29 protein-coding genes and 1 riboswitch are annotated in these 26,932 nt (G+C 41.3%); of the genes, 22 read left to right on the forward strand and 7 right to left on the reverse strand.

Annotation, left to right across the window (positions count from 1 at the left end; translation table 11 throughout):
• Window positions 1–31: 31 nt before the first annotated feature.
• Window positions 32–466, reverse strand: coding sequence for a GPW/gp25 family protein (locus tag BUC20_RS11130; RefSeq protein ID WP_073230856.1), 435 nt, complete (start codon window positions 464–466; stop codon window positions 32–34).
• Window positions 467–618: 152 nt separating this feature from the next.
• Here BUC20_RS11130 and BUC20_RS11135 point away from each other — a divergent pair, with 152 nt between their 5' ends.
• The 18 genes from BUC20_RS11135 to BUC20_RS11215 all read left to right on the forward strand — a co-directional run bounded on the left by BUC20_RS11135 (window position 619) and on the right by BUC20_RS11215 (window position 15,954).
• Window positions 619–1,137, forward strand: coding sequence for a type VI secretion system TssO (locus BUC20_RS11135; RefSeq protein ID WP_073230857.1), 519 nt, complete (start codon window positions 619–621; stop codon window positions 1,135–1,137).
• 5 nt (window positions 1,138–1,142) lie between these two features.
• Window positions 1,143–1,631 carry a type VI secretion system transmembrane protein TssO gene (locus BUC20_RS11140; RefSeq protein WP_073230859.1) on the forward strand — a complete coding sequence of 163 codons (489 nt, stop codon included), beginning with the start codon at window positions 1,143–1,145 and terminating at the stop codon, window positions 1,629–1,631.
• Window positions 1,632–1,661: 30 nt separating this feature from the next.
• A complete protein-coding gene (locus BUC20_RS11145) occupies window positions 1,662–2,606 on the forward strand; it encodes a PKD domain-containing protein (protein ID WP_073230861.1) in 945 nt (314 codons plus the stop codon).
• Between the two features lie 8 nt (window positions 2,607–2,614).
• Entirely contained in the window at window positions 2,615–4,972 is a 2,358-nt protein-coding gene (tssR, locus tag BUC20_RS11150; protein WP_073230862.1) for a type VI secretion system protein TssR domain-containing protein, read from the forward strand.
• A gap of 10 nt (window positions 4,973–4,982) precedes the next feature.
• On the forward strand, window positions 4,983–7,499 hold the full coding sequence (locus BUC20_RS11155; protein ID WP_073230864.1) for an ATP-dependent Clp protease ATP-binding subunit: 2,517 nt from the start codon (window positions 4,983–4,985) through the stop codon (window positions 7,497–7,499).
• A gap of 74 nt (window positions 7,500–7,573) precedes the next feature.
• Window positions 7,574–8,020: a hypothetical protein gene (locus BUC20_RS11160; protein ID WP_073230869.1), complete on the forward strand. Its 447-nt coding sequence runs from the start codon at window positions 7,574–7,576 to the stop codon at window positions 8,018–8,020.
• Window positions 8,021–8,058: 38 nt separating this feature from the next.
• Window positions 8,059–9,450 (forward strand): DUF5458 family protein, encoded by a 1,392-nt coding sequence (locus tag BUC20_RS11165; RefSeq protein WP_073230870.1) that lies wholly within the window; start codon window positions 8,059–8,061, stop codon window positions 9,448–9,450.
• Window positions 9,451–9,595: 145 nt separating this feature from the next.
• On the forward strand, window positions 9,596–10,165 hold the full coding sequence (locus BUC20_RS11170) for an NAD(P)H-dependent oxidoreductase (RefSeq protein WP_073230872.1): 570 nt from the start codon (window positions 9,596–9,598) through the stop codon (window positions 10,163–10,165).
• Window positions 10,166–10,343: 178 nt separating this feature from the next.
• Window positions 10,344–10,739 carry a type VI secretion system tube protein TssD gene (gene tssD, locus BUC20_RS11175; protein ID WP_069377473.1) on the forward strand — a complete coding sequence of 132 codons (396 nt, stop codon included), beginning with the start codon at window positions 10,344–10,346 and terminating at the stop codon, window positions 10,737–10,739.
• 39 nt (window positions 10,740–10,778) lie between these two features.
• Window positions 10,779–11,174 carry a type VI secretion system tube protein TssD gene (gene tssD / locus BUC20_RS11180; protein WP_073230874.1) on the forward strand — a complete coding sequence of 132 codons (396 nt, stop codon included), beginning with the start codon at window positions 10,779–10,781 and terminating at the stop codon, window positions 11,172–11,174.
• Window positions 11,175–11,290: 116 nt separating this feature from the next.
• The gene (gene tssD / locus BUC20_RS11185; protein ID WP_073230876.1) at window positions 11,291–11,686 is read left to right on the forward strand and encodes a type VI secretion system tube protein TssD; all 396 of its coding nucleotides are present in this window, start codon (window positions 11,291–11,293) and stop codon (window positions 11,684–11,686) included.
• 49 nt (window positions 11,687–11,735) lie between these two features.
• The gene (gene tssD, locus BUC20_RS11190) at window positions 11,736–12,131 is read left to right on the forward strand and encodes a type VI secretion system tube protein TssD (protein ID WP_073230878.1); all 396 of its coding nucleotides are present in this window, start codon (window positions 11,736–11,738) and stop codon (window positions 12,129–12,131) included.
• Window positions 12,132–12,193: 62 nt separating this feature from the next.
• Window positions 12,194–12,838: a hypothetical protein gene (locus BUC20_RS11195; RefSeq protein WP_073230880.1), complete on the forward strand. Its 645-nt coding sequence runs from the start codon at window positions 12,194–12,196 to the stop codon at window positions 12,836–12,838.
• 72 nt (window positions 12,839–12,910) lie between these two features.
• The gene (locus BUC20_RS11200) at window positions 12,911–13,807 is read left to right on the forward strand and encodes a LysR family transcriptional regulator (RefSeq protein ID WP_073230882.1); all 897 of its coding nucleotides are present in this window, start codon (window positions 12,911–12,913) and stop codon (window positions 13,805–13,807) included.
• Between the two features lie 72 nt (window positions 13,808–13,879).
• Window positions 13,880–14,188, forward strand: coding sequence for a hypothetical protein (locus BUC20_RS34385; RefSeq protein ID WP_317042784.1), 309 nt, complete (start codon window positions 13,880–13,882; stop codon window positions 14,186–14,188).
• Between the two features lie 20 nt (window positions 14,189–14,208).
• On the forward strand, window positions 14,209–14,811 hold the full coding sequence (locus tag BUC20_RS34390; protein WP_317042783.1) for a YeiH family protein: 603 nt from the start codon (window positions 14,209–14,211) through the stop codon (window positions 14,809–14,811).
• 84 nt (window positions 14,812–14,895) lie between these two features.
• Window positions 14,896–15,369: an acyl-CoA thioesterase gene (locus BUC20_RS11210; RefSeq protein WP_073230884.1), complete on the forward strand. Its 474-nt coding sequence runs from the start codon at window positions 14,896–14,898 to the stop codon at window positions 15,367–15,369.
• 117 nt (window positions 15,370–15,486) lie between these two features.
• Window positions 15,487–15,954, forward strand: a complete 468-nt coding sequence (locus BUC20_RS11215; RefSeq protein WP_073230886.1) for a DUF1572 family protein — start codon at window positions 15,487–15,489, stop codon at window positions 15,952–15,954.
• Here the strand turns inward: BUC20_RS11215 and wrbA are convergent.
• Window positions 15,935–17,146 (reverse strand): NAD(P)H:quinone oxidoreductase, encoded by a 1,212-nt coding sequence (wrbA, locus tag BUC20_RS11220; RefSeq protein WP_234994501.1) that lies wholly within the window; start codon window positions 17,144–17,146, stop codon window positions 15,935–15,937. The genes BUC20_RS11215 and wrbA overlap by 20 nt on opposite strands.
• A gap of 95 nt (window positions 17,147–17,241) precedes the next feature.
• Here wrbA and BUC20_RS11225 point away from each other — a divergent pair, with 95 nt between their 5' ends.
• Window positions 17,242–18,042, forward strand: a complete 801-nt coding sequence (locus BUC20_RS11225) for a helix-turn-helix transcriptional regulator (RefSeq protein WP_073230888.1) — start codon at window positions 17,242–17,244, stop codon at window positions 18,040–18,042.
• 57 nt (window positions 18,043–18,099) lie between these two features.
• On the opposite strand, the gene BUC20_RS11230 is transcribed toward BUC20_RS11225, so the two are convergent.
• From BUC20_RS11230 to BUC20_RS11245, 4 genes are all read right to left on the reverse strand, one after another.
• On the reverse strand, window positions 18,100–18,540 hold the full coding sequence (locus tag BUC20_RS11230; RefSeq protein ID WP_234994502.1) for a DUF983 domain-containing protein: 441 nt from the start codon (window positions 18,538–18,540) through the stop codon (window positions 18,100–18,102).
• A gap of 11 nt (window positions 18,541–18,551) precedes the next feature.
• Entirely contained in the window at window positions 18,552–19,421 is an 870-nt protein-coding gene (locus tag BUC20_RS11235) for an AraC family transcriptional regulator (protein WP_073230890.1), read from the reverse strand.
• A gap of 104 nt (window positions 19,422–19,525) precedes the next feature.
• Window positions 19,526–19,972: a GtrA family protein gene (locus tag BUC20_RS11240; RefSeq protein WP_073230892.1), complete on the reverse strand. Its 447-nt coding sequence runs from the start codon at window positions 19,970–19,972 to the stop codon at window positions 19,526–19,528.
• The gene (locus BUC20_RS11245; protein ID WP_073230894.1) at window positions 19,972–20,697 is read right to left on the reverse strand and encodes a CDP-alcohol phosphatidyltransferase family protein; all 726 of its coding nucleotides are present in this window, start codon (window positions 20,695–20,697) and stop codon (window positions 19,972–19,974) included. The genes BUC20_RS11240 and BUC20_RS11245 overlap by 1 nt, the downstream gene beginning before the upstream one ends.
• A 204-nt stretch (window positions 20,698–20,901) precedes the next feature.
• Window positions 20,902–21,005, forward strand: a riboswitch (SAM riboswitch).
• A gap of 99 nt (window positions 21,006–21,104) precedes the next feature.
• On the opposite strand from BUC20_RS11245, the gene BUC20_RS11250 reads away from it, so the two are divergent.
• On the forward strand, window positions 21,105–22,268 hold the full coding sequence (locus tag BUC20_RS11250) for a cysteine desulfurase family protein (RefSeq protein WP_073230895.1): 1,164 nt from the start codon (window positions 21,105–21,107) through the stop codon (window positions 22,266–22,268).
• Between the two features lie 145 nt (window positions 22,269–22,413).
• On the opposite strand, the gene BUC20_RS11255 is transcribed toward BUC20_RS11250, so the two are convergent.
• The gene (locus tag BUC20_RS11255; protein WP_073230897.1) at window positions 22,414–23,601 is read right to left on the reverse strand and encodes a metallophosphoesterase; all 1,188 of its coding nucleotides are present in this window, start codon (window positions 23,599–23,601) and stop codon (window positions 22,414–22,416) included.
• A gap of 451 nt (window positions 23,602–24,052) precedes the next feature.
• Between BUC20_RS11255 and BUC20_RS11260 the strand changes: the two genes are divergently transcribed.
• A complete protein-coding gene (locus tag BUC20_RS11260) occupies window positions 24,053–26,140 on the forward strand; it encodes a HEPN domain-containing protein (protein WP_073230899.1) in 2,088 nt (695 codons plus the stop codon).
• Entirely contained in the window at window positions 26,140–26,928 is a 789-nt protein-coding gene (cobA, locus tag BUC20_RS11265) for a uroporphyrinogen-III C-methyltransferase (protein WP_073230900.1), read from the forward strand. Before BUC20_RS11260 ends, cobA begins: the two co-directional genes overlap by 1 nt.
• Window positions 26,929–26,932: the final 4 nt, after the last annotated feature.

Raw genomic sequence — 26,932 nt, forward strand, 5'->3', positions numbered from 1 at the left:
GCATAGTATCCTTAAAATAGAACAATTTGGCTTAGCTGGATAATGGACTTAGAAACAGACCGGTGTTGAAATAATATTTTTCTCCTGTTATATTCATTTTTCCCCAGATAGAGATATCTACCTTTTTCTTAATTTCTGTAACATTCCTGATGGAAAATATCTTCTCTACCTCACTCATTTTAATTTCAACCTCGACCTGATACAGCCTGGGCTCATAATTGGTGATGGAACGGAGCAGCGATTGTCTGAATTTTTCTTCCCAGGTGGTTTCGCTAACTATTAATTCAAAGTCCAGGTCCCATATTTCGCAGCCAAAATTACGGTTGTGCCGATGTTCCCCATACCTCGTAAAAATGATCAGTTCGATGTTTTGAGAGATGGATTTACCAATATCTGCCTCCGCCAAATCCTTGTTTTCAAAGATGTTTTTTAATCGAAATGGTTTATTGTAGGTGAAATCGGACATCGCGTTGTGCTTAAATGGAACAATAATTGGTAAAAGGTTAATCAATATTACGTCCAAAAAATGAAATAGGGAGACGTTATAAGAAAATTATAAAAAAAATGTTTTCGTATTTAAAAACTTAATGCACTCGATGCCAAATCAACCATCCCACTATGAAACCAATCAATGCTCAGGAACTCAGTAAATCTTATCGGCTCTTTGTCTTAAATTTTATCCTGCTTACTTCTTTCGCACTCCTTTGTGTATACCTGTTTTTTGTAGCCTCAAAATTCGAATACCAATTGCTGGAAAAAGAAGTTAAACAAACGGATATGCTGCTGGCCAAGAGAAAAGAGATCAATACCAATTTCGATATGATCTTACAGCGCTTTCAACAACTTTCCAAGTATACTACTATTGGATCTGCCGAAATGAACAACCAGGCCATCATCCTGGAAGATATTCAGAACAAAAACTTTAGAATCAAGGAAATCATCAAGGAACAGAAGTCTCAGGACGGCAGTTTTCAACTTTATAAAAAGATGACGGATGATGTCGCACAGATGGCTGGGATTCAGGATTCTTTATTTGGAACAAAATTTCAGATCGCAAATATTAAAAGTCAGCTTGAATCTTGCCTCAGAACAAATCAGGCAGCAGCCAAGAAATTAAATTCAGGAATTTTTAAATAAGAACGATGATTAAGCTAAGTATAAAAGAGAGAAGAGAGCAGTTTTTATTTTTTATTGGAATCTTCCTGTTTACCGCATCCTTATTGAGCTATGGTCTTTTCCATGATTATGGAGACGGAAGAATGGTTTCCAAACAGGATTTAGCGGATAAGTTATCTGCGAATGCTGAATTTGAAGAAACCGTAAAAGACCAACGCCCTACCGTAGATTCTACCTACAAACAAATCATGAGGTTTGATCCAAGTGTACAGGCCGTTTTCCTTGAAAATGACATTAAGAGTTCCTTGAATTCCATCAAATCCAATTACGAGCGGAGAGCTTCAGATGTACGTTATAAAACGTTTCTTCAGGCTTCACAATTGTATACCGACCTGTTTTATGACAGAAGAGAACTGAAAGGCAATAACAACGATATGGAACGGGCAAACAATTCTTTGAAAGATTGCAAGCTATCTACCAGCCAGTTGAAACAAACCATGGGCAACCAGAAATAACCAAATAAAAAATAATCAAACCACAAGAATATGGCCGACACGACTACCAATGGAAAATCAGTGAGCAGTAATTCGCAGGGATATATATTCCTGTATATATTTATTGCAATACTCGTTCTCGCAGCAATTATCTTTTTCTTTAAAAGTTCTGTCTTTGACAAACGCAATGTTGATGCAAGGATCTTAAAAGATGAGATGTACTTAAATGAAGACCTCGTATTTACAGACAATACAAAAAACGCCAAGAAATGGCTATGGGAATTTGGTAATGGTGCCAAATCAAATACACAAAATGGAAGCTACCGTTATTTAAAATCCGGTTCTTATATTGTAAGGCTTACTGTTGACGGAGAGTTGCGTGAGCAATTTCCGGTGAATGTGAGAGATACTGTGGTTGCTGCCATTGACACGCTGCTTAGCATTAGCGGACCTACATCAGGTCTGGTGAATGAGGAAGTAAGGCTGGAAGCCGAAGGTAAAGCCAGTTTATATGAATGGGCTTTCGGAGAAACCGGACGTGTTGATGTGAAAGGAAGAACCGCATTGTATACTTTCCACTCCCCTGGACAATATATGGTGAAATTAAGTACGGATAAAGGTCACAGACCAGTGTATCACACCATTTTTATTACCGATCCGAATGCAGTAATTGATACCGAGCTGGTATTGCCTGGAGAAGGGGAACGTAAAGTGATTGACGACATCAGAGCAAGGCTTCAGGCAATTGCCAATGGTGCTGATTTCAATACCAACTATTATTACCTGACACGTAAGTACATGTGTAACAATGAAAAAGTTACTGTTGCTGTAGAACAGGATAACGTTAAAAAGTCCAGCGACTTTTACTCTTATTGTATGGGATTAACCTTTGGTGGTGAGATCGTTGTAGACGAAGCACAATTGACCATCAGCCCTACTTCTAATTGTGCCATTCTGGTAAATATCAAACAACATTCAGCCAAGACCGTAAAATAACCATCTCTATGAAACGAATTATCACCCTCTTAGTACTCATCACCCAGGCTGCTTTTGTTATGGCACAATCGCCGGCAGCTTTTGGGAAGAAAGTAAAATATATGCCCAAGGCTTTTGAAAAGCCATCTGCAATTACCGATTTAAGTTCGGAAGGTAAAGCCACCAAATTACCATGGATTGTGTTTTCCGACAGGGACGAAAACTATACCACTACTGCTCCGGGTGGAAGTCTGATCATGAAAAAATTGAATTTCATGGAGCCTTTTTATGTGTCCCAGGAAGAAAATGGGTATTTAAAGCTGATCAAATATAAAGCAGGAATGATCAGAGGCAGAAAAATCAGTGATAAAAAAAGTGCAATCAGCTATGGCTGGATTCCAAAGTCTAAACTATTGCTTTGGCAACGCTCTTACTCCAATAAAAAATCTGGATATCCTGAAAAATCTATTGCAGTAATCAATGGAAAAATGCCGATGACAGAATCCAGGTTCTATTATGACAATACGGATTCAGCTTTCGTTTACAACTCTCCGGAATTGAAACAACGTTCTGCGAAAATAAGGCTTCATGAAATCACTTATATCTTCAAAAAATCTGAAGATGGAAAGAAATACCTGATCGGAAATGAAGATCAGCTGGTAGCTGACAGTGCCAGAAAAAGCGTTTATGGATGGATTGCTGCTGATGCGGTTCACAACTGGGGAAACAGGTTGTTCATCTCTCCGTTGCAAATCAACTCCTATGAGCAAAGTGACTCTGTTGCTTTTGCCCTTCATGGGGTACATATGGATCCGCTTTTAGATGCCAATGATTTGATCCTGAGGAGTTCACCTGTGGTTGCTGATGAAGCTAACGGACGTTTGGTGCTGGGTACAGCGGCTGATGTTTACAATAAATCAGACAATAAGTTAATCACGATCAGCGGTTCGGCATTGCCTTACCTGAGCTATCTTGATTTAAGAAAGAATATCCATAAGATCAATGTGGTCTTTGTGGTGGATGGCGGAAGCCCGATGACGAGGTATTTTTCCGGACTGACGAACACCATTCAATCATTTGAGAATGTTTTCAATGAGTATGGTAAAAAACACAATTTAAGTTATGGAGCGGTAGTATACCGGGACGGTGTGAGCTGCGCAACTACCGGGATTCTGAGCTCACCTGCTTTATCGCCGGATTACAGAACACTGATGACCTTCCTTTCAAAAGAAGCGAAAAAAACAGAAGGATGTAATGGCAGGATTACACATCAACCGGTTTATGATGGGATTAAAGCAGGGTTAAACCTGTTGAAAAATCATCACAATGAAACCAACCTGATCGTATTGATCGGAAGTACCGGAAATGAAACTTCGACGGCTTACCGCGTGAATCAGCTGACAGAAGACTTTGCACAGGTAGACGCAAGACTACTGGCCATCCAGATGTATAGCGATTATGATCAGCTGTTCAACAACTTCGTGCTGCAGTCTAAAAAAATAGTTTCTGATGCAGCAGTATATGCGGCAGACAGAAAGAAAAGATTTTTGGTAAAAGGAGAAGGATTGAACAGCACTCAGGCTTACAATACAAGCAAGCTGGATTCTATTTCTTATTACCTGGATTACCCTAAAAACAGTTTGGTTCAGGGTGGGGTGGTTTTCCCGACAAAAGGATCTGTAAGTTCTGCTGAATCGATGAACATTGCCTTGAAACGTTTCATTAAAGAAACAGATTTTGACATCAACAACCAGATCAGCTCTCTGGACAGTGCCTTCCGTTTAACGGGTATAGAGCGTAAAAACCTGTCTGTTACCGTAGAATCGCAGTTAGAAGCACCTGTATATGGTGATGTGGCAGATAAAATGCCGCACAATGCATTTAAATATTACATGACCAATTCTGTGCCTGAAGATATTGTAGCTAAGAATAAATCGTTGCTGCAGTATTCGGTAGTCCTGAATACGATGGAATTTAAGCAACTGAACGATATCTTCTCTTTGATGATCGGTCAGAACCTTCAGCCGGACCAGTCGTCTTTCAGAAGTAAACTGGTAAAAAATTACATCAACATCCAACGTCAGCTCCTGGATATGGATATCTCTAAAAGTGACATCAGAAAAATGAGCCTGGCCAGATATTTCAGAACTGTAACCGGATTGCCGATACAAAATGAGCTGTTGAACAAATATACCGTGATTGATCTGAAAAAGAAAAGCAAAATGCCTCAGCTGGATTTTGAGAACTATCTGAAATTTCTGATCAGCTCAAGTGAGCGCATCAAGAGAAGTACTCAGGTTGGTCAGCAGTTCATCTCCAACGGAAAGACTTATTACTATGTTACGGAGCAGAATTTTATTGCACCTGTTGAAAAAGAAAACCCTTAGTATTTAAATTATGAGTCTTACAAATATCAGTGAATCAGTAAAATTAGCGATTAGGGTTGCACAGTCCCTGGCTAAGGAGTACCATAATCCGGAATTTACTGCGGCACACCTTTTAAAAGGTTTGATGCATAAGGATGTGGGATTGAGACAGTTTTTATCATCCATAGGAAAAGATGATGAATACATCAGCGAATGGGCGGAAGTAAGAATTGAAGAACTGGATAAAACAGCAACTGCTGCCGATGAGGTAAAGGGAAGTCCTGAAATTGCTAAGGTTTTTGAGGAAGCCGATCACATCAGGATTAAGCTTGGGCTGGATCTGATTACTCCGGTATGTGTCCTTACGGCATTGTGTAAGCCAACGATAGGGTTTAAACCTGATGAGTTGAAATCATTCCCGATCAAGGAAAGAGAGTTGCTGGATTTGTACATCAAAGATGAAGAGATTCAACAGGTGGTTTCACCTGGGGGAGCCGCAGGAAAAGAAGCAAAATCTTCGGGAGCGGCATCTGCCCTTCATAAATATTGCATTGACCGGATTGCGATGGCCAGAGATGGAAAAACAGATCCGATCATTGGCAGGGACAGGGAAGCAAGGATGATCATGGAGATTCTTTGCCGGAGGACCAAACCAAATGTGATCATTACCGGTGATGCAGGGGTTGGTAAAACGGCATTGGTAGATGGTTTTGCCCAGGATATCATTGCAGATAATGTTCCTGAATTGTTAAAAGGGGTACAGCTTTTTGAACTGGACCTGGGTTCTTTAATCGCAGGTGCTTCTTATAAGGGCGAGATTGAAGACCGCCTGAAGAACATCCTGAAAGAGATCAAGCAATTTGATAAAGCGGTATTGTTTATCGATGAGATCCATACTTTGCTGGATAATAAAGGACCTATTGGCGGTGGGGTAGGCAATTTGCTGAAACCGGAACTGGCCAGGGGAGAAATCACCGTGATCGGTGCCACCACAATTGATGAATACCGTAAAATTATAGAACCTGAACAGGCTTTCAGCAGAAGGTTTGAAGTACTACAGGTAAATGAACCGAATGAGGCTTCGGCAATTAAGATGCTGGAGAAACTGAAGGAAAAATATGAGGAGCACCACCAGCTGAAAATTCAGCCGGACTCCATTCCGGAATGTGTGAGGCTGGCAAAACGTTATATGAAAGACCGTCGTCTGCCGGATTCGGCCTTCGACTTACTGGACAGAACGATGGCTGCCATGAAAATGATGAACGATACTTCCGATAAAGTTCTGGAAGAATTGTCTGTCAGATTAGGAGAGCTGGAAACTTCGGAAGAAGAAGAGGAAATCCGCCTGGCAGATTATAGGTGGTTGTACAGTCAGATGCAGGATAAGGTAAGTCCGGTGTTACTTGGTCAGCTGACCGATGAAACGCAGGTAGAAGCCTTTGAAACGATTGAGGAGTACCACGATTACCTGAGCAAGAACCTGGCTGCATTAAAAGTGCTGGCAGAACAAAAAACTGATGAGGTACACAAGCAGGACATCGCTTCTATCGTTTCTTATAAAACCGGAATTCCTTTAGGAAAAATCCAGGCTCAGGAAAAAGAAAAACTCCTGAATATGGAGCAGTTCCTGAAGAGAAGGGTAGTAGGACAGGATCAGGCTTTAAGAGCTGTTTCTGATGCGATTCTGGAATCACGAAGCGGACTGAACAAAAAAGGACAGCCGATCGGTTCGTTCTTCTTACTTGGGCCAACAGGAACGGGTAAAACAGAACTGGCAAAATCTATTGCAGAGTTTCTTTTCAATGATGAGAAAGCAATGATCCGTTTTGACATGTCTGAATTCAAGGAAGAGCATTCTGCAGCCCTGCTGTATGGTGCGCCTCCGGGATATGTAGGATATGAAGAGGGCGGTTTGCTGGTGAACAAAATCAGACAACAACCTTATTCGGTATTGCTGTTCGATGAGATCGAAAAAGCACACCCTTCTGTATTTGATACTTTCCTGCAGATTCTGGATGAAGGACACATGCATGACAGGCTGGGAAAAGAAGGTGACTTCTCCAATTCCCTGATCTTGTTTACTTCCAACATCGGAAGTGAATGGATTGCCGAGCAGGTGGCCAAAGGAGAAATCCCGACCTCACAACAGCTGATGGAAATTATGGCCAGGCATTTCAGGCCGGAATTTTTAGCCCGTTTATCGGAGATTGTGCCATTTGCTCCGATCTCAGAGCACAATGTGGTCCGCATTTTTGAGATACAACTGAAAAGCTTAATCGATGCACTGGACAAACAAGGTATTGCGTTTGAGATCGAACCCGAAGCAATCAAAATGCTGGCTTTGAGTGGTTTTACGCCTAAGTATGGTGCAAGACAGCTTTCCGGAGTGATCAGGAATGAGCTGAGAAGACCGATCTCAAAATACATCATTTCAGGAGCGCTGAAAAAAGGAAACCTGATCGTGATTAAAAAACATGAAAATGAGGAACGCCTGGAATGGGAAATTATCGAGCAAAGCCCTGTCACTGAACTGGAAAACAAAATATAAGTAAATAATGTTTTCTTAATTAAATTCAATATTTTTAGTAAAAAAAAGATCTTAAACCCTTAAATATCAATACTATGTTTAACTATGAAATTGGTGGTAACGAAAGAAAAATAGATACCTCCGAAGCGTTTGCAGACATTGCCTATAATAAAACTTTATTTATACAAAAGCTGACTGATAATGAGCCGATCAAACCGGAAAAAGTAGAGGGTTTGAAAACTGTTCAGGAGGTTTTTAACCACTATAAACCAAAGGTAAATGTAGCATTCGAAAGAGAAGATGGCTCTACTGCACCTGAAACCCTTCATTTCAGCAATCTGGGTGATTTTGCGGTGAAAAATATCATCACCCAAAGTACACACCTGAGCAATGTAAACATTGAAAAGGAAATGTCTCTGAATGTGATCAAACAGCTGAAATCAAACAAAACCCTGAAGGCTACACTTGATGATGAAGAGACGAAAAGTGCTTTTATCAGTGCTTTGAAAAATTTTGTTGCTGAATTAGAAGAGAATAAATAATTCAGTGATTCCAAGAAGAACGACTTAAAAATATTAGCATGGCAACTCCAGAAGAACAAAAAATAGGACAGGATTCATCACAGGGAACGGCATTCAAGCCGGCGGAAAAGCAAAGTAAGGAGAAACTTTCCCTTCAGGAGAGTTTGGATAAACTGGCAAGAGTAGGTGGTTTTGATCTGTTGGAAGCAACAGTAGATGGCTTACAAAACTTAAACCCGGAAAGAAAAGCAAGAAAGCAGATCTTCCTGACCGGTGATGAAAAGAAAAAGGAAAGAGAAGAACTGAAAAAGAAAATCCAGCTTTGGATTGATGTATTGGAGGATTCTGATTCTGTAGCTTCTATGGTAGATAAAAGCACAGAGAAACTAAAAAATGCGGAGCAAAATCTGAATAAGAACATCGCTGCTGCATTAGAAAGCACAAAAGAACTGGAGCAGGCTTACCGTTCAGTAAACTTGTTCTATCAAAATACAGAGGCAGACAAAGTGAAGAATGTGATCATGATGAATGCTTCTATGGACCAGATCAAAGATCTGGACAATCCAAGGTTTATCGACTATGTGAGCGATGAGCTGAAACAAAAATACGACAGACTGGATCTTCGTGAGAACTACTCTTTAATGGTGATCCCGGGATACATGGGTTCTAATAAAGTAGTAGAGAAATGGAGCAAGATTGCTTATGAAAATAAAGCAATGCTGGTTACCGACTTCGCGGATCTTGATCAGCCGGATGATGTGATTGACTTGTTTACGGCGGCTAACCTGACCGGCGGTGATGCATTCAAATCAAACACGATCATGACCTGTAACTGGTTGGTAGGCAGAGGGAAAGTTGCTGAAGTAGGTGAGGAAGACGATTTAACAGTTCCTGGATCTGCAGCTTTGGCTGGTAAGATGTATTATACCCTGATGTCACAGGTGACAGCAGGTAAGAAACATGGTGCGATCAATGATGTAGATGGTGTGAAATTCGACCTGAAGAAAAGCGAAATCTCTCACCTGGAGCGTATTGGCCTGGTACCTATGGTAAATGAATATGGTAAAGTAATGGCCTTCTCGGCTAAAACCTTATTCAACGGTGACAACATCGGTCTGCAGACTTATTCTGTAGTACGTGTGTTTGACTATGTGACCAAAGTATTGTTTGACTTCCTGAACAGAAGAGCCTTTGAAAACTGGACTTCTAAAACAGAACAGGACCTTCGCGGACAGATCGTGAAATTCCTGGATGGTATCCAGGGTCCTGAGCGTCTGATCGAACGTTTTAAGATCATGCGTTTCGAACGTGACGAAGTACAGAAAGACAAAATCCATCTGGACATTCACATTACTCCTTATTTCCCTGCAAAAAGTTTCGTTGTGAAACTGGATGGTCAGAAAGGGGAGGATGAAGAAACAACCTGGAGCTCAGAATATGCACAGCAATAGGTAATAATTTTTTTCTTTTTTAAACAATATCCGGACAGATTCAATAAATCTGCTCCGGATTTTTTTTTATACCCAAATTGCATTTCCTGACTTAACAATTTCTTTATAATTTAGCAGCTCAATGTTTACTTAGGCCGGGGAATAAATGAAACAAGTATTGATCATCAATGGTGATCCTGAAAAGACTGCTGCTACAAGCCACCTGATCCAGGCATACCATAAGGGAGCCCTGGAGGCCGGAGCACATGTGAAAGAACTTATAATTATTGATCTGATCTTTAATTCGAATAAACAATTCAATAACCGCGTTCCTGAACTGGAACCTGATTTGAAACGTGCACTGGATCTGATCATGTGGGCTAACCATGTCGTTTTATTCTGCCCGGTATACCTGTCGTCCATCCCTACCAGGATCAAAGGCTTCTTCGACAGGCTCTTTATGCCAGACCAGGTGTTTGTGTCTAAATTCCAGAACGTCAGCAATAACTTTAGTGGCAAATCGGCAAGGATCATCTCCATTCTTGATGAAGAAACTTTTGAGTATTGGAAACAAGACAAGAAAGTCACCTATTTGTCTATAAAAAGAAACGTTTTTGAAAATTGTCGTTTTCATCCGGTACATACCAGTACTATCGGGCAGTTGTATTCTCTTGAGAATGACTACAGTAAAAAATGGTTGAGAAAATTAGAGAGCTTTGGGTCGAAAATAATGTAAGACCATGCTAAAGGCCGGATTGCAATTGTTTCGGGGGAAACCGATTGTTGTCCTTAAAATCAGCTTTTGTAAATATTTTTAATTTTTTTTGATATCTTGTTGATTATTAGTTGTTAATGGCAAAATTTTTGTTGTTATTTGGGTAGTTAATTAAATAACAACCCTAAAACCAAAAGTTATGGCTTTCAAAGCAAGATTAGACTTTTCGGGCAAGGAGTACGATGTACTTCACTGTGCCTATTCCCTAAACCGTGATGTAGATGCAAAAGGAAGACCTTCTTCCGGAGTGTATGGTGGAACGATCGATATCGAGATCGAATCAACTGAAGACACCTCTGTCATCGAAGCAATGGTAAACAACCAGTACAAACCTTTAACCGGTACTTTACTGATTAAAAAATCAGAAGAAGATGCCAAGATGAAGGAAGTTCATTTTGAAGACGGATATATTGTGAAATATTCCGAAGGAATCAACATCGTTGGCGATAACCCAATGACCTTGAAATTCCAGATCTCTGCCCGTAAATTGAAACTCGGCAACGCTGAGCACACCAACGACTGGCCAAAGGCATAATTCAAATTAAGGAAGTTTAACATTTAAAAAAACATTATCATGGCATTTAAAACCAGACTGAACTTAGGTTCAAAAGAATTCGATGTGTTGCAGTGCAGCTTTTCATTGAACAGGGACGTAGACGCAAAAGGTCGTCCGTCATCAGGCGTTTATGGTGGAACAATTCACCTTCAGGTAGAATCAACAGAAGATACTTCAGTGATTGAATCTATGGTGAACAACCAGTACAAGCCACTTTCAGGCACGATCATCTTCAAAAAAGGTGAAGAAGATGCAAAGATGAAGGAATTGTCTTTCGAAGACAGCTACATCATCCAGTACAATGAGGGTATTGCCGTTAACGACAATACACCAATGACATTGAGTTTTGTGATTTCTGCTCGCAAATTGAAAATCGGTAATGCAGAGCATGTAAACGACTGGCCAAAAGCATAAGCTCAGGCTTTCAAAAAACATTCAGCAGGGCCAAATAACGGTCCTGCTTTTTTATTGGCAGATTTTTTGTTATTATTGCGGGTAATAAATAAATATTTCACCCAAAAATTAAAGTTATGGCTTTCAAAGCAAGATTAAACTTTTCGGGCAAGGAGTACGATGTACTTCATTGTTCTTATTCCCTAAACCGTGATGTAGATGCAAAAGGAAGACCTTCTTCCGGAGTGTATGGCGGAACAATCAACATAGAGATTGAATCGACAGAAGACACTTCAATTGTAGAGTCAATGGTAAACAACCAATACAAACCTTTAACAGGTACACTTCTGATTAAAAAAACAGAAGAAGACGCCAAGATGAAAGAACTTCATTTTGAAGATGGATATATTGTTAAGTATTCTGAAGGAATCAATATTGTTGGCGATAACCCAATGACTTTAAAATTCCAGATTTCTGCCCGTAAATTGAAGCTTGGCAATGCTGAGCACACCAACGACTGGCCGAAAGCGTAATACCCGATTTTATTAACCACATTAAAAACAACATTAAAACAATACTATCATGGCTTTTAAAACCAGATTGACTTTAGGATCTAAAGAATTCGATGTACTGCAATGCAGTTTTTCTTTAAACAGAGATGTTGACGCAAAAGGTCGTCCGTCTTCAGGTGTTTACGGTGGATCAATTCATATTGAAGTAGAATCAACAGAAGATACTTCAGTAATCGAATCAATGGTAAACAACCAGTATAAACCATTATCAGGTACCATCATCTTCAAAAAAGGTGAAGAAGATGCAAAAATGAAAGAACTTTCATTTGAGGATGGTTATATCATTCAATACAACGAAGGAATTGCAGTGAATGATAAAACACCAATGACACTTAGCTTTGTCATTTCTGCAAGAAAATTGAAATTGGGTAATGCAGAGCATACCAACGATTGGCCAAAGGCTTAATCGCAACATAAACCGAAGCCAGTCTTGTTTGACTGGCTTTTTTTTGCACCCTAAACTGTTCCATGAAAAACCTGATTTACCTCTTCCTGATTATACTGATCAGTTGTTCCTGTAAAAATACAGCGCCTGTTCCTTTTGATCTTTCAAATATCACCTTTAAAGAAAAGATTGCTGATCTGATTAAACCAACGGGACTGAAGCTTAAAGATGACCGGGCTGCAAACTTGTCTTTCGCTAATTATGGCGTGTTTGAAAGTTCAGATTCCAGTATGTTAAAATTTAATGGGGTAAATCTGGCCGGAAAACAAGGGGATTCTGTCAATAGGGCGATCATTCATTATGAACTTAGTGACAGCACTATCCGTTTGGTTGAATTGAAGGTGTTTTCCAAGCCACAGATTAAAGCACTGGAAACGGCACTTGATCAAAAACTCGGGAAAGCCCCTTTCCCGGATGATGCCTATACCACGGTTTTTTCTCCACAGGTCGATTATTACAGAAGGGTTTGGGTAGATCCAAAAACGACCATCGGTCATTTCTTTACCAATGCGGTCAATAAAGAGCAGCAGGAAGAAGCCAGGATGGCCATCCTGAATTATTCGGATGAGCTGGTTTCAGAACTGGCCAGGTTAAAAGGTTACGCCAGCAGCATCAGCAGCTATGCCAGTGATGCCACGGAAATTGTGCTTAAAAGGAATAGAAAATAAGCTTCAGGAAGGATTCATTAAAGGATTTTGCTAAGTTTGGATTTTCTGTTCAGGGAAATTAAAACTAGTAAAATGGCCGATTTTCGTTTAGAAGTGTTTTATACTGTAGCCAAGCGCCTCAGCTTCACTAAGGCTGCAAGTGCCTTGTTTATTACGCAACCTGCTGTTACCAAGCATATTCATGAATTGGAGCAGCAGTATAACAACAAGTTATTCGAACGTAAAGGGAATTCCATTCAGCTGACTTCAGCAGGAAACCTATTGCTCAGTCATACCGAAACCCTGTTTGCCATTTACCGGAACATTGATTTTGACATGAACTCTCTGGTTCATAAGAAAGAGGGTTCATTAAGCCTTGGGGCAAGTACCACCATCGCACATTATATCGTTGCCCCCTTATTGGCAGGATTTAAAAAGAAGTTTGAAGACATCAGGCTGAACCTGGTCAATGGAAATACAGAACAGATTGAAAAGGCTTTGCTGGACAAAGAGATTGATTTTGGGATTGTAGAGGGTAAATCCAGGAATCAGGAAATCAGTTATACCGAATTTATAAAAGATGAGATCGTATTGGTTTGCAGCAAAGACCATCCACTTGCAAGAAAAGGGGTATTGGCACCGGATGCCTTGAAATTGCAATCTTTTGTCATGCGGGAACAAGGTTCGGGAACGAGAGAAGTGATAGACCATGCCCTGAAAGAGCTGGGTTTGAAAATGGCCGACCTTAAGATGGAAATCCAGCTGGGGAGTACCGAAAGCATTAAGTCTTACCTGATGAACTCCTCCTGTCTGGCCTTTATCTCTATCCATGCCCTGAGCAAGGAACTGCAGAACGGAAGTCTGCACATCATTGATGTGGCAGGACTAAGCATTGAACGTTATTTCTATTTCATTCACCTTCAGGGAATCCTGGACGGTTTGTCTGAAGTATTTCTGCGCCATGCCCGTTTGTTCTATAACTTGAAGTAATGGGGGATTAATATTAGCAATTTGACCTGCAAGGGGATGATCCGCACCTTTGTTCCATCAATTAAAGAGATTATGGAACTGAGTTTGAATACCCGAAGAATTGTTTTTGTGCTAGGTGCGTTATTTTGTCTGTTGCCTTTTATGGCGGCTCCGCTGGCGCTGTTAATGGGATTGATCTTTGCACAACTGATGAAACATCCTTTTCTTCAGTTCAATCAGAAAGCTACGAATTTGCTGTTAAAAGTCTCGGTTGTAGGGCTGGGTTTTGGGATGAATGTCTTTTCGGCAATGAAGGTTGGAAAGGAAGGACTTTTATTTACCGTGGTTTCGATTTTTGGGGTATTGCTGCTGGGCTTTATCCTGGGAAAGTTTTCAAAATAGAGCGTAAAACTTCTTACCTGATCTCCTCAGGTACGGCCATTTGTGGAGGTAGTGCGATCGCCGCATTGTCACCGGTCATGAACGCAGGAGAAAAACAGATTTCTGTGGCTCTGGGCATTGTATTTATACTGAATTCCCTGGCCTTATTTCTTTTCCCTGCTGTTGGCCATTTATTGGGTTTATCACAAGGCCAGTTTGGGATGTGGTGCGCGATTGCCATCCATGATACCAGCTCTGTTGTAGGAGCAGCCAGTAAGTACGGGGAGGAGGCTTTGCAAGTCGCCACAACAGTGAAGCTGGCCCGTGCTTTATGGATTATCCCGGTAGCATTGGGAACAGCCTTTCTGTTTAAAAGTAACCAGAATAAGATTCAGTTGCCCTATTTTATCGGCCTGTTTATTCTTGCCATGCTGGCGAATACTTTTCTGCCTGTTGTTCAGTTTATCGCACCGTATATGGTGATGATTGCGAAATCCGGACTGACGCTGACCTTGTTCCTGATTGGAAGCGGTTTGTCCTTTAAGGTGGTCCGTGTAGTCGGATTTAAGCCTTTTTTGCAGGGGTTGATCTTGTGGATCGCGATTTCCTGTGCTTCATTATGGGTAATTATGAGCTTCGTTTAACAAAAGAGTTTGTTTTTATTTAGGATAAAAGCATTAAATAAGGGAAATTTAGAATATTAAGTTTTAACCTTTATTCGGATAGTTATGCAGAAAAATATGGTCACTTTTCGCTTTTTAAGCGAACCTGGAGATGTAAATTTTGGTGGTAAGGTTCATGGTGGGGCGGTGATGAAATGGATTGACCAGACTGCTTATACCTGTGCAGTGAAATATAGCAGTCAGTATTGCGTAACGGTATATGTTGGAGGGATTCGTTTTGTGAACCCGATTCATATCGGTGACATTGTGGAGGTCCAGGCCCGAATCCTGTATACAGGAAGAACGAGTATGCACATTGGTGTAGACATCATGACCATCAATCCTAAGAGTAAAGTAGAAACAAAAGCCACACATTGTGTGATTGTCTTTGCCGCCGTAGATGATGCCGGGAAGACAGTGCCCGTTCCGGAATGGGTGCCGGAAACGGAGGAGGAGAAAGCATTGCAGAAATATGCCATCCGACTGGCCGATATGAGGAAGGAGATCAATCAGGAAATGCAGTATTATTTCAACGAATAAGGTTTGATCAGAAAAAAAGATGACGTTAATTAAGAATGCCTCTATATTGTTTATTCAGGGCTTTCCCTGTTTACAAAATCTCTTTTTTTAACCATTTTTGAGTAAGCATAAAAAGACATGAATCAGAACGATTATATCCATATTTACGATAGAGATTTACAAAGACTAATAACTGAAATGGAGGCTTACGCCCATCCGGAGGAAATCTGGCTGGTTGCCCCGATGATCAGTAACTCTGCAGGGCATCTTGCCCAGCACCTGATTGGGAACTTAAAGACTTTTGTAACGGAACCACTTGCTGGTTTCCCTTATCAGCGCGACAGAGATGCGGAGTTTAATGCCAGAAGGTTCAGCTATGAAGGTCTGTTAAAAGAGTTGTATGCCCTGAAAGCGGAAGTGGTAGAGAGCGTTAAACGCATTGAGGATTTACAAGCTCCTTATCCTAAAGTGATCAAAGACGTATATGAAGGCCAGACAATTGACTTTATGTTGTCTTATTTACTGGCTCATCTGGCCTATCATACCGGTCAGATCAACTACCATAGAAGGTTGTTGGGCACTGCAGTTACTCCAGTTCAAAAATAGCCTGGATCTCCACAGAAGAGTTCATTGGCAGGGAGGAAGCGCCTACAGTAGCCCTGGTGTGCATTCCGCTCTCGCCAAGAATTTCTACCAATAGGTTGGAGGCTTCATTCATCAGCACTGCATGTTTGGTGTAGCCGGCAGCGGTATAAAAGAAGCCGGTGAGTTGTACGGCCTGTTTCACATTGTCGAGGTCTCCGCCTGCAGCTTGTTTGAGTACTGCAAGTACGTTTAACAAGGTCTGACGGGTAGCCAGCTTTGCCTGTTCCTCAGTCACCTCAGTGCCTACCATTCCCGGATGTTCCACTTTTCCTGCTTTTAAGGCAATTTGATTGATGAATATCTGTTTGCCGGAAATCCTGAAAGGTTTGTAGTTTCCTACCGGGGCAGGTGCATCAGGAAGTACGATGTTTAGTGCTTTTAATTTTGCTTCAATGCGACTGGTCTTTGGGCTTGCAGGCATCAGTGGAGTATTGGAAGGATTAACTTCTGTTTTTGTAAGCTGATAGCCTTTTGCTGCTTTTGCCAGGGCATAACCTTGTAATGAGGCAATGTGCAATTCTCCTTTTGAAGGCCTGTTGCCGTCCGGGGCACCGGCCAGTGAAGATGCGCCAAAAACCGTATTTCCCTGTGGAATAGATTTGTCGATTTCTGAAGTACCCATGATTCCAGGGGAAACAATTGTCATCCCATGTACCGCCAGCGTGTTCCAGAAAGACAATATTGCGCCTTCTCTGCCTGCGCCACTTCCGGCCGACATAAATACGGTTGCTGGTTTTCCTTCCAGTTTATGGGCAGTCCAGAGGCCAACAGACTGATCCAGAAAATAACGCATATCCGCAGACATGTTTCCGAAATGAACAGCAGAACCGAAAGCAATGCCATCGTATTCGGGTAATTCATTGATCGTGGCATAGGGAATATTAGCGAAAGCCTGCTTTGCCTCATTTTCCAATGGTTTGATTCTCGGAACCTGTTTCAATACCGCCTTTGCTCCGGGTAATTTTTCTATCCCGGCAGCGATCTCTTTTGCCATTTTATAAGTTCCGCCGCTCTCTGTATTGAAAAGAACCAGAACCTTTATTTCTGAAGGTGGAGTTGTCATTTTGCTTTGTGCTTTTAATAATGAGCCACTAAACAGGGATAAGAATATTAAAATACCTGTTTTGATGCGCATTGAATTTACAGAATCCATGTGATGATTGATTTAAGATTTATAAGCACAAAGGTCCGGAAAAGCATCTGTCTTCAAATGTCTATATTTGCCAATAACATGTTAATATACGACAAATGGAACGAGCAAGGTTTTGCCATTTAACGGTTGATGCGGTACAAAAGGAAGCTTACGTATGGCATGAGGCCGACTGGAAGTTTTCTGATGAATGGCATGCACACCACATGGGACAGTTGATTTTTGTAGAAAAGGGAGTGCAATACCTGCATACTGCCGAAAGGACCTATTTGCTGCCTACCCATCACTGTGCCTGGATTCCTCCCGGATTGGTACACCGTACATCCAGTCCTGTAAAACAGGTCTATCTGCGTTGTATTTTTTTAAGTAAAACTGCAGATAACCCCTTTTTTCGGGATTTGAATATCTTCCATACTTCTAAGGTGCTGAGAGAAATGATCCTGTTTACGGAGCAATGGTCGCGACTGGAAGAAGAAGATACATTGGAGCTGGATTTTCTGAAGGCCCTGATCGGGATTTTACCCCTGACCTTCAATTCGGCTTTGCCATTGGTGCTTCCGGTTCCTCAGGACCCCAGGATTGCCAGCATGATCGATTACCTGACCGAATGTGTGGAAACAGGAGGGGACATGGCCAATGAGCTTAAAATACCGGAAGTTGCTGCGCGTTTTAACCTTTCTGCCAGAACAATGGAACGCCTGTTTAAACAGGATATCGGGATTACGGTAGCCGGGTATATCAAATTGTATAAAATCATCAAGGCAGTAGAGCTGCTTTCTGTATCTGGTGAGAATGTGAAGAGTGTAGCGATAAAAGTAGGATACGATAGTGTTTCTACCTTCAGCAATACCTTTTATAAGGTCTTGGGCCTCCGTCCTCAGGAAATGATGGTGCCCTAAAAAGAAAGGTCAGCAGGAAATTACCTGTCGACCTTTTTACTCCTGAGAGTTATTGAATTATTGAACCGGTGTGGCTTGTTTATTTACTTTTGAAGGATCATAGTTTAATCCCGGTGATAACCAATATAACAGCACCATTCTGGAATACCGGTAATTGAATGGTGAGAATAGAAATACACCTACCAACAGGATACCTACATAATACCATAGGTTTTCATAAGTTAATGGCAATCCTAAAACATATGCTGCAACACTCATAGAGATCATTTCTGCAACATTCATTGCATAACTCACGAACATGGCTACATAAAAATATCCGGGTTCGCGTTCAAATTTTAAATCGCAATGCGGACAACGTTCATTCATTTTTTGCACTTTAAAGCCATAGGTAGCTCCGGTGAAAACCTTACCTTCCCGGCATCTTGGGCATTTTGAATGTGTAATGCCATACCATTGAGAAACGTGTGGTGTATGATTTAATTGATCTGTGCTGCTCATATCTGTGTGTTTTAATTGTCTTGTTTTCTGAATTTATCTGGTGTTGTTCCCACCTGTTTTTTAAAGAATTTGATGAAATAGGAGTGGTCACTAAAAGCGAGTTTCTCCGAAATTTCTGCGATTGAAAGTTCCATGTTGATCAACAGCCGCTTGGCTTCTAAAATTACCCGGTCCCGGATCAGTTGTCCTGCAGGGATACCCAACAGGTCGTTACATAGCGCATTTAAGTGGTTTGGAGTAATGTATAACAACTCCGCATATTGTTTAGGAAACCTCAATTCAATGAAATTGGTTTCAATTAATTTTTTAAAGCTTTTCAACAGGGTTTGGTTATAGGAATTGGTTTGCGTCTGTTGCTTTAAGCTCAGTCCTCTGGATACCTGAATAAAGATGTTTAACATCAAGATTCTGACCAGGTCTGCATCAAATGCCCTTGCTTCTTTTCCTTCATTGAGAATCTCTTCAAAGAGCGCCGCAACCTTTTCCCTGGCCTCATCAGGCAATACCAGTACCGCATCTCCGGAATGTTCATCAAAGAAGCTGAAATTCTCCAGATACAGCGGGTTGTATAAAAAGGACTTGAAGTAATCCTCAGAAAAATTGATGATGTAACCATCTACTTCCGTGTCAAAGGACCAGCTGTGAACTTGCCCCGGAGTCATGAAGTAAATCAAACCAGGTATTACCGGATAGTTCTGGAAATCTATAGTCTGACTGCCACTGCCATTTGTAAAATAAACCAAATGGTAAAAAGAGTGGCGGTGTGCAGAATGCAGGTGTAGATACTGTCTGGAATAATGCCCAAACCTGCTGACAAGGATACCGGCATTTTTGTATTCCTCAAAAGTACTGATGTCGTAAACAGGGATATCATTTTTCATATACAAAGATACTGCTTAGTGCTGATTTCCAAGCGGTATTAATTCTCCATAAAATGGTACTTTTTACTGATTTGATTTTTGTTGCGCTTGTGGAAATAGTCAGATTAGGCCTTTATCTCTTCCTTTTGTGGTGTTTTTAATTCTGCTGCCGTTTTTTTAAATACCCAGTACTTCTGTAAAACATAGTTAAAACCTAAAGAAACGATGATATCTACGATGATCCTGCTGATCTTATAATCAAGGCGGAGCAGATTGCTGAAAAGATAGGTCCCGGAAGATTTGAGTGCGATACTTCCGGCCACCACAAAGATGAATTTTGCCAGCTGGAAGCCTACCGGTGAACTATTGGCCTGGTTGGCATTAAAAGTCCAGTACCGGTTGATGGAGAAGTTGACCACTGCGCCAATCACGCCACCAATGGCAATAGAAATGGTATAATGGATGTGGAGTAGTTCTGTACAGGCAATCATGATCCCGTAATCGAGAATTCCGCCTAAAAAAGCTGAAACCTGTGCCTTCGCAAAAACATATACAGATTTCATTTTACTCATTAAATGCCGTTTTTCTTTGCTTCCCGTTCTGCTTTATCTCTCATGTCACCAAGTTTTAACAATTTCCTGGTATCAATGAAATTAATAATAAATAAGACAATACAGATTATTGCAGCAAAATATTCTATTAAATGTCCGAAGAAGACTTCCAGAATGATGATCACCGCCAGGATAATTCTGATCTCTGTGGGGCCCACAAGCCCTGCATCAATGCTGTAAATGTCGGTGATTTTATAACGGAGCTGTGAAATGATCATCGCCCATCCATAAAGGACCACAAAAACAAAGGCAATGAGTTCATATTCATTTCTCGCATAAACGAGGTACCCTAAGCCAATCAGAACGGTACTGACCCAGTCCATAATGATGTCTAAAGAGAAACCATACCATTTGCGGGGGATATTTCTGTAATAAGCGATCCTGCCGTCCAGTGAATCTCCAAACCAGTTAATGGCCAGGCCAAGGACACCAAGTAATAAATATTCCCTGCTGACATAAGTGGCAAGGATAAAGCCGGTAAGGACAAGTAAGGAGCCTGCAGTCCCGATAAAGGTGAGCATATCGGAGGTGATAAAGGCAGGAATACGTTTTACGAGATAGGAGATGGTGCTTTGTTCTACACCACTTAAAATATTAGTTCGCTTTCTATCCTGGAATATTCTTTTTAAAATACTGTTGTCGCCGGTTGCCGGACGCACTTCTTCTCTCAATTTGTTTTCTTCCATTCAGGCTGTGTATGATATTCTTTTAGAATATCCCGCAAAAATATGTAAATGAATCCTGACTTTAAGGAAAAAAAAGTTAAATGTTAGGTAGATGTAGCATTTGGATGACTGAAATTCTTTGATTTATAATATTTTTTCAAAAAGTCTATGAAATTAGTAGTCTTTATCATATCTTTGCTGACAGTAACTGTTCTTACATTTATTTACTTATCCAGAAAGACTGAGGGAAAGGCCCTGTGATGTCTTAGCAACCTGTTGAATAATAAGGTGCTAATTCCTGTCCGCTATAAATGCGGAAGAGATAAGTTGTTTGAAACCCATGCTTGCGGTTTCTCTTTGACTCATCCATTGCCTTATTTCTCGAAACTGATTAAGTAGATTTTTATTAATCTATTAAACCCATTAAAATGAGAATTTATCTAGACAACGCTGCAACAACACCATTAAACAGAGAAGTATTTTTGGCTATGGAGCCTTACTTATTTGAAAACTTCGGAAATCCTTCTTCTTCTCATTTCCATGGGAGGGAAGCAAGGGTAGCCATTGAGCAATCCAGAGGAATCATTGCAGATCTGTTAAATGCGGCGCCGGGAAATATTGTTTTTACTTCCGGAGGCTCTGAAGCCGACAATACAGCGATCCTTTCGGCTATCCGTGCGAATGGTATCCGCCTGGCCATTACCAGCCCATTTGAGCACCATGCCGTACTCCATACCTTGAGGGCTTTGGAAAAGAACGGAGAAATCCGGATTGTTTATTTGAAACACGATCAAAGTGGAAATCTTTCTCTGACTCATCTGGAAGAGCTTCTTGCCACTAATGAGCGTGTTTTTGTTTCCTTAATGCATGGGAACAATGAGATCGGTAACCTGAATGATATTGAATCCATTGCTGCGGTCTGTAGCAAGTACCGGGCTGTTTTTCATTCAGATACCGTTCAATCGATGGGACAGTACCGGTACGATACCCAATCTTTAAATGTTGATTTTCTGGTCGGTTCTGCACATAAATTTCATGGACCAAAAGGAGTAGGCTTCCTGTACCGGAATACTGCATTGGAATTGCTGCCATTGATCAATGGTGGTGCCCAGGAATATAAACAAAGGGCAGGGACAGAAAACGTCACCGGAATTGTGGGTCTGGCTAAGGCTCTGGAAATTGCCTACAGAAACCAGTCTGCTCATCAGAAACATCTGATTAAACTAAAGGAAAGAATGATTTTCAAGCTGAGGGATAAAATTTCCGGGATTTCATTTAACGGGAATTCTGCACAAAATCAGGGAACATTGAATAGTGTTTTGAGTGTATCTCTGCCCGACCTTAAAAGTGGTATCAGTCCATTACATTATCTCGATCAGCATCAGATCTCGGCATCAGGAGGGAGTGCCTGCAACAGCCATTCGGGTTCAGGGTCGCATGTGCTTTCAGCATTGGGTTATGATTTTAGGAGACCGACACTCCGTTTTTCTTTCAGTCGTTACAATACCGAAGAGGAAATTGATTATGCTGTTGAAAAGCTGGCCAGCTTATATGTTAAAGAATCATTGCTGGAAATCAGCGAAGCTTATTAAAGCTGCAATCAGCAGGGCTTATTGAAACTTAAATCAGCAGGGTATATTAAAGTCAGTACAGCCTGTTGAATTCATAGAAGGACCAGTCACCTTAAAAGGAAAATGAAAAGCCCGGATAATTCTGATCATCCGGGCCCATCATCAATTATCTTGATTTTTTTAACTCGATGACCGTGATTTCCGGCCAGATGCCAACCCTTCCGGAGAAGCCAAGGAAACCGAATCCCCTATTGATGTTCAGGTATCTGCCGTTTTCGCTGGTGATGCCTGCCCAATGTGCATATCTATACTTAACCGGGCTCCATTTGATCCCAAAGGCCTCCATTCCAAACTGCATCCCGTGGGTATGGCCGGATAAGGTCAGCTGAATTTTAGAAGGCCATTTTTTTACTTCCGAATCCCAGTGGGTGGGGTCATGGGAAAGCAGAACTTTAAAGCTTTGAGGATCAACATTGTTCAGTGCTTTTTTAAGGTCGCCACGTTCTCCAAATCCAATACCCCAGTTTTCAACACCGGCAAGGATGATCTTTTGGCCATCCTTTTCCAGCTCAACATGTTCGTCCAGTAAAAGACGGTATCCCATTTCTCCGTGATGTCTTTTTAAGTCCTGTAAATTGGCTTGTTTAACGGTTTCATTTTCCCATTTTACATAGTCTCCATAATCGTGGTTTCCAAGAATAGAAAACTGGCCGTAGGGGGCTTTTACCTGCGAGAAATGTCCCATCCAGGGAACGATCTCTTCTGCTTTATTGTTGACCAGATCGCCGGTAAATACAAAAACATCTGAGTTTTGGGCTTTAATCAGGTCTATCCCTTTTTGTACCGCTTTAGCATTCTTGAAGCTGCCGGAATGTACATCAGAGATCTGGGTGATGGTAAAGCCATCAAAATTATCAGGAAGATCATCGAAGTATAATGTATGCTTAATCACACGATAAGCATATTTACCCCTGATGATGCCATATAAGAAAATCAGCACCGTAATTCCAAAGAGGACCAGGCCAAACTCTACCCAGTAAACATTTCTAGCCCCTCCGGTGATGAGGCGGTAACCATCACCAAGAAATAAAACGATGATGAAAACCAGCTCACTGGCCAGCAAAACAAGGAAAGTATGGGTGGTGATTTTAAAGAAGATGTCCATCCCATTGTCCCGCATCCTTTGGATAGAATAGGCCAGGGAAACGGTAATGAAAATAATGAAAGCCCAGAAAACCGGGCTAAGCCAGGTGCTGACAGTTAAAGTCTGGATTCCGGAGAGCACGTACCAGTTTAATAAAAATACAAATGCTGCGATAACAGCAAAAGGTAAAAGATTGATTTTTCTCTTCATAGCTATTTTAAACAAAATAAAAGTACTGTATCAGTCTTGATTTCAGGCGTATCAAAACCAATTTGACATTGTTAAGATGATTGCGGTAATGAATTTATCCCGCTGTTGATCTTTAAATTGATGTCTGACCTGCAATAACTCAGCTTCAACGAGGCTTAAGTTGGTGCCAATCAGGAGCTAATAAGTAAAAAACAAGGTTTTTTGTTTGCCTGGTTTAGAAATTAAATCACTGTAATACAGTTTATTGCATATTTTTTACAAAAGCAATGTACTACTAAACCTATATACTTTATATATTTGCTGTATGAACCAAACAATTTACAACGGAAATCTGATGTTTACCCACTGCATGTGTAGGTAGTGATTTCGGCTGTAGAGAATAAAAAATATTTAAAAGCTTCTTCAGTCTCCCAGACAGAAGGAGCTTTTTTCAAATAAGACCAAACGTACTATGCAAAGTTTTAGAACAGAGTTAGAAAATCCTGTTGTTGAAAAGGATATTATTGATCTGGAGAAAAAGATCAGGGACTTCCGTGAAGGGAAAATCCATGAGGAGAAATTTAGAAGCCTGCGCTTAGCCCGTGGTGTTTACGGACAAAGACAGCCTGGCGTACAAATGGTACGTATTAAATTGCCTTTTGGAAAAGTAACCTTTAAACAACTCTTACGTATTGCTGATGTTTCTGATGAGTATGGAAGTGGAAATTTACACTTAACCACCAGGCAGGACATTCAGATTCATTACGTGAGTTTAGACAGGACTCCGCAACTATGGCAGGAGCTGGAACGCGACGATGTGACCATTCGTGAGGCCTGTGGTAACACGGTGAGAAATGTAACCTCTTCGCCTGATTCGGGAATTAACCCCAATGAACTGTTTGATGTTTCTCCATATGCCCACGCTTTCTTTACTTACTTCCTGAGGAATCCGATTTGTCAGGAGATGGGTAGAAAGATCAAGTTTTCTTTCTCCTCCGATGAAAAGGATACGGCATACAGCTATATTCATGATCTCGGTTTTATCCCTAAAATAAACGAAAAAGGAGAACGCGGTTTTAAAGTGATGCTTGGTGGTGGTCTGGGTGCACAACCTTTTCTGGCCAGCTTTGTACATGATTTCCTTCCGGAAGATCAGATCATTCCTTATGCAGAGTCTGTGTTAAGGGTGTTTGACCGCTATGGAGAACGTACCAACCGTAACAAAGCCCGCCTGAAATATCTGGTTCAGAAGCTAGGCCTGGAAGAATTGTTGAGACTGATCGACGAAGAAAGAATTGCCAATAAATCTAAATCCTATCCTATCGACAGGGATACTGTTCCTTTGCCGGAACCTCCGGCATTGCTGGACTATCCTCACCTTGATATTGTTGATACCCTGGAATACCAACACTGGCGCGCAACCAATGTGGTGGAGCAAAAGCAAAAAGGTTTTTATGGTGTGTATGTTAAAGTCCCTGTGGGAGATATCAAAACGGATCGTGCGCGTAAACTGGTGGAAGGAATATCCCCTTATGTTGCCGATGAGATCCGCATCACTCAAAATCAGGGCTTATTATTGAAATTTGTTAGAGAAGGTGCTTTACCTTCATTATATTTAGAACTGAAAGCATTGGATTTTGCGACTCCGGGATTTGACAGTATCGGAGATGTGACGACCTGCCCGGGAACAGATACCTGTAACCTTGGTATTTCCAATAGCATGTCGCTCTCTGTAGCATTGGAAGAAGTGATCTATGAAGAATTCCCGGAACTGATCTATGATAAAGAAATCAAAATCAAGATCAGTGGTTGTATGAATTCCTGCGGTCAGCATGGCCTTGCGCATATTGGATTTCATGGAAGTTCGGTAAAAGCCAACGGAAAAGTGGTGCCTGCAGTACAGGTAATGCTGGGTGGTGGTACTGTTGGTGATGGAATTGGAAGAGTGGCGGAAAGAGTAATTAAAGCCCCTTCAAAACGTGCAACATCGGTATTGAGAACGATCTTAAATGATTTCAGTGCAAATGGGGAGGGCAGCGAAAGTTTCCACCAGTATTACGACAGACAGGGGAAAGATTATTTTTACCAGTTGCTTAAACCACTGGCCGATCTGACCAATCTGAAAGATGAAGAATATGTAGACTGGGGGCATGAAGAAACCTTTAATACCGCTATCGGCGTTGGAGAGTGTGCCGGAGTAGTGATCGACCTCGTGGCGACCCTATTGCTCGAAGCAGGTGAAAAACTGGAATGGGCAAAAGCTTCTTATGCCGCCGGAGCATGGGCTGATGCGATTTACCATACCTATGCCGTTTTTGTAAACAGCGCTAAAGCCTTGTTACTGGATAAAGGAATAAACAGCAGTACGCAAATTGGCGTGATCCGCGAGTTTGATACAAACTATGTAGAAACAGGCGAGGTTAAACTGCAAAGTACCTTTAATGAACTGGTTCTGCAGATCAACAAAAACGAACCTTCAGAAGAATTTGCTACGGCTTATTTAAATGAAGTGAATAACTTTTATAATCAGATTACTGCAAAAAGAGAGGAGAAAATCTAATGAGCACTCAAAATATAAATCATAAAGAACCCAGGATTACCCTGGTAGGTGCCGGACCTGGTGATCCTGAATTGATCACTATGAGAGGGGCAAATGCCTTGAAATCTGCAGATGTCGTATTGTACGATGCCTTAGTGAATGAAGGCATATTGGATTATGCAAGCCCCGATGCCATCAAGGTTTATGTAGGAAAGCGCTCCGGAGAACATTCTTATGCTCAGGATGCGATCAATAAACTAATGGTAGATTACGCACTCAATTACGGGCATGTGGTACGCCTGAAAGGTGGCGATCCTTTTGTCTTTGGCAGGGGATATGAAGAACTGGATTTCGCAGCTGGTTACAGCATTCCGGTAACTGTTGTTCCGGGTTTATCGAGCTCGATCTCTGTACCAGGCTTACAACAAATTCCGGTTACACATAGAGGATTAAGTGAAAGCTTCTGGGTGGTAACAGGAACCACAACCTCAGGAAAGATCTCCAATGACCTTTATGAAGCCGCCAGATCTAAAGCAACAGTCGTTGTGTTGATGGGCCTGGGCAAGCTGAAAGAGATTGTGAAGCTTTTCCAAAACGAAGGGAAAGGGCAGCTACCGGTTGCGGCGATTCAAAGCGGCTCCACAGAAAATGAGAAACTTGCCATTGGCATTGTAGATACGATTGTGGAAGTAGTGGAAGAAAAAGGAATTGAAGCACCTGCTTTACTTGTGTTTGGCGAGGTAGTTTCCTTACATCCCTCTTTCCTGCCGATCAGGGAATTTTTCAACGCGCTTAAAGAGGAGCAATAGACCA

Source organism: Pedobacter caeni (assembly GCF_900129215.1).
Lineage (GTDB): Bacteria > Bacteroidota > Bacteroidia > Sphingobacteriales > Sphingobacteriaceae > Pedobacter > Pedobacter caeni.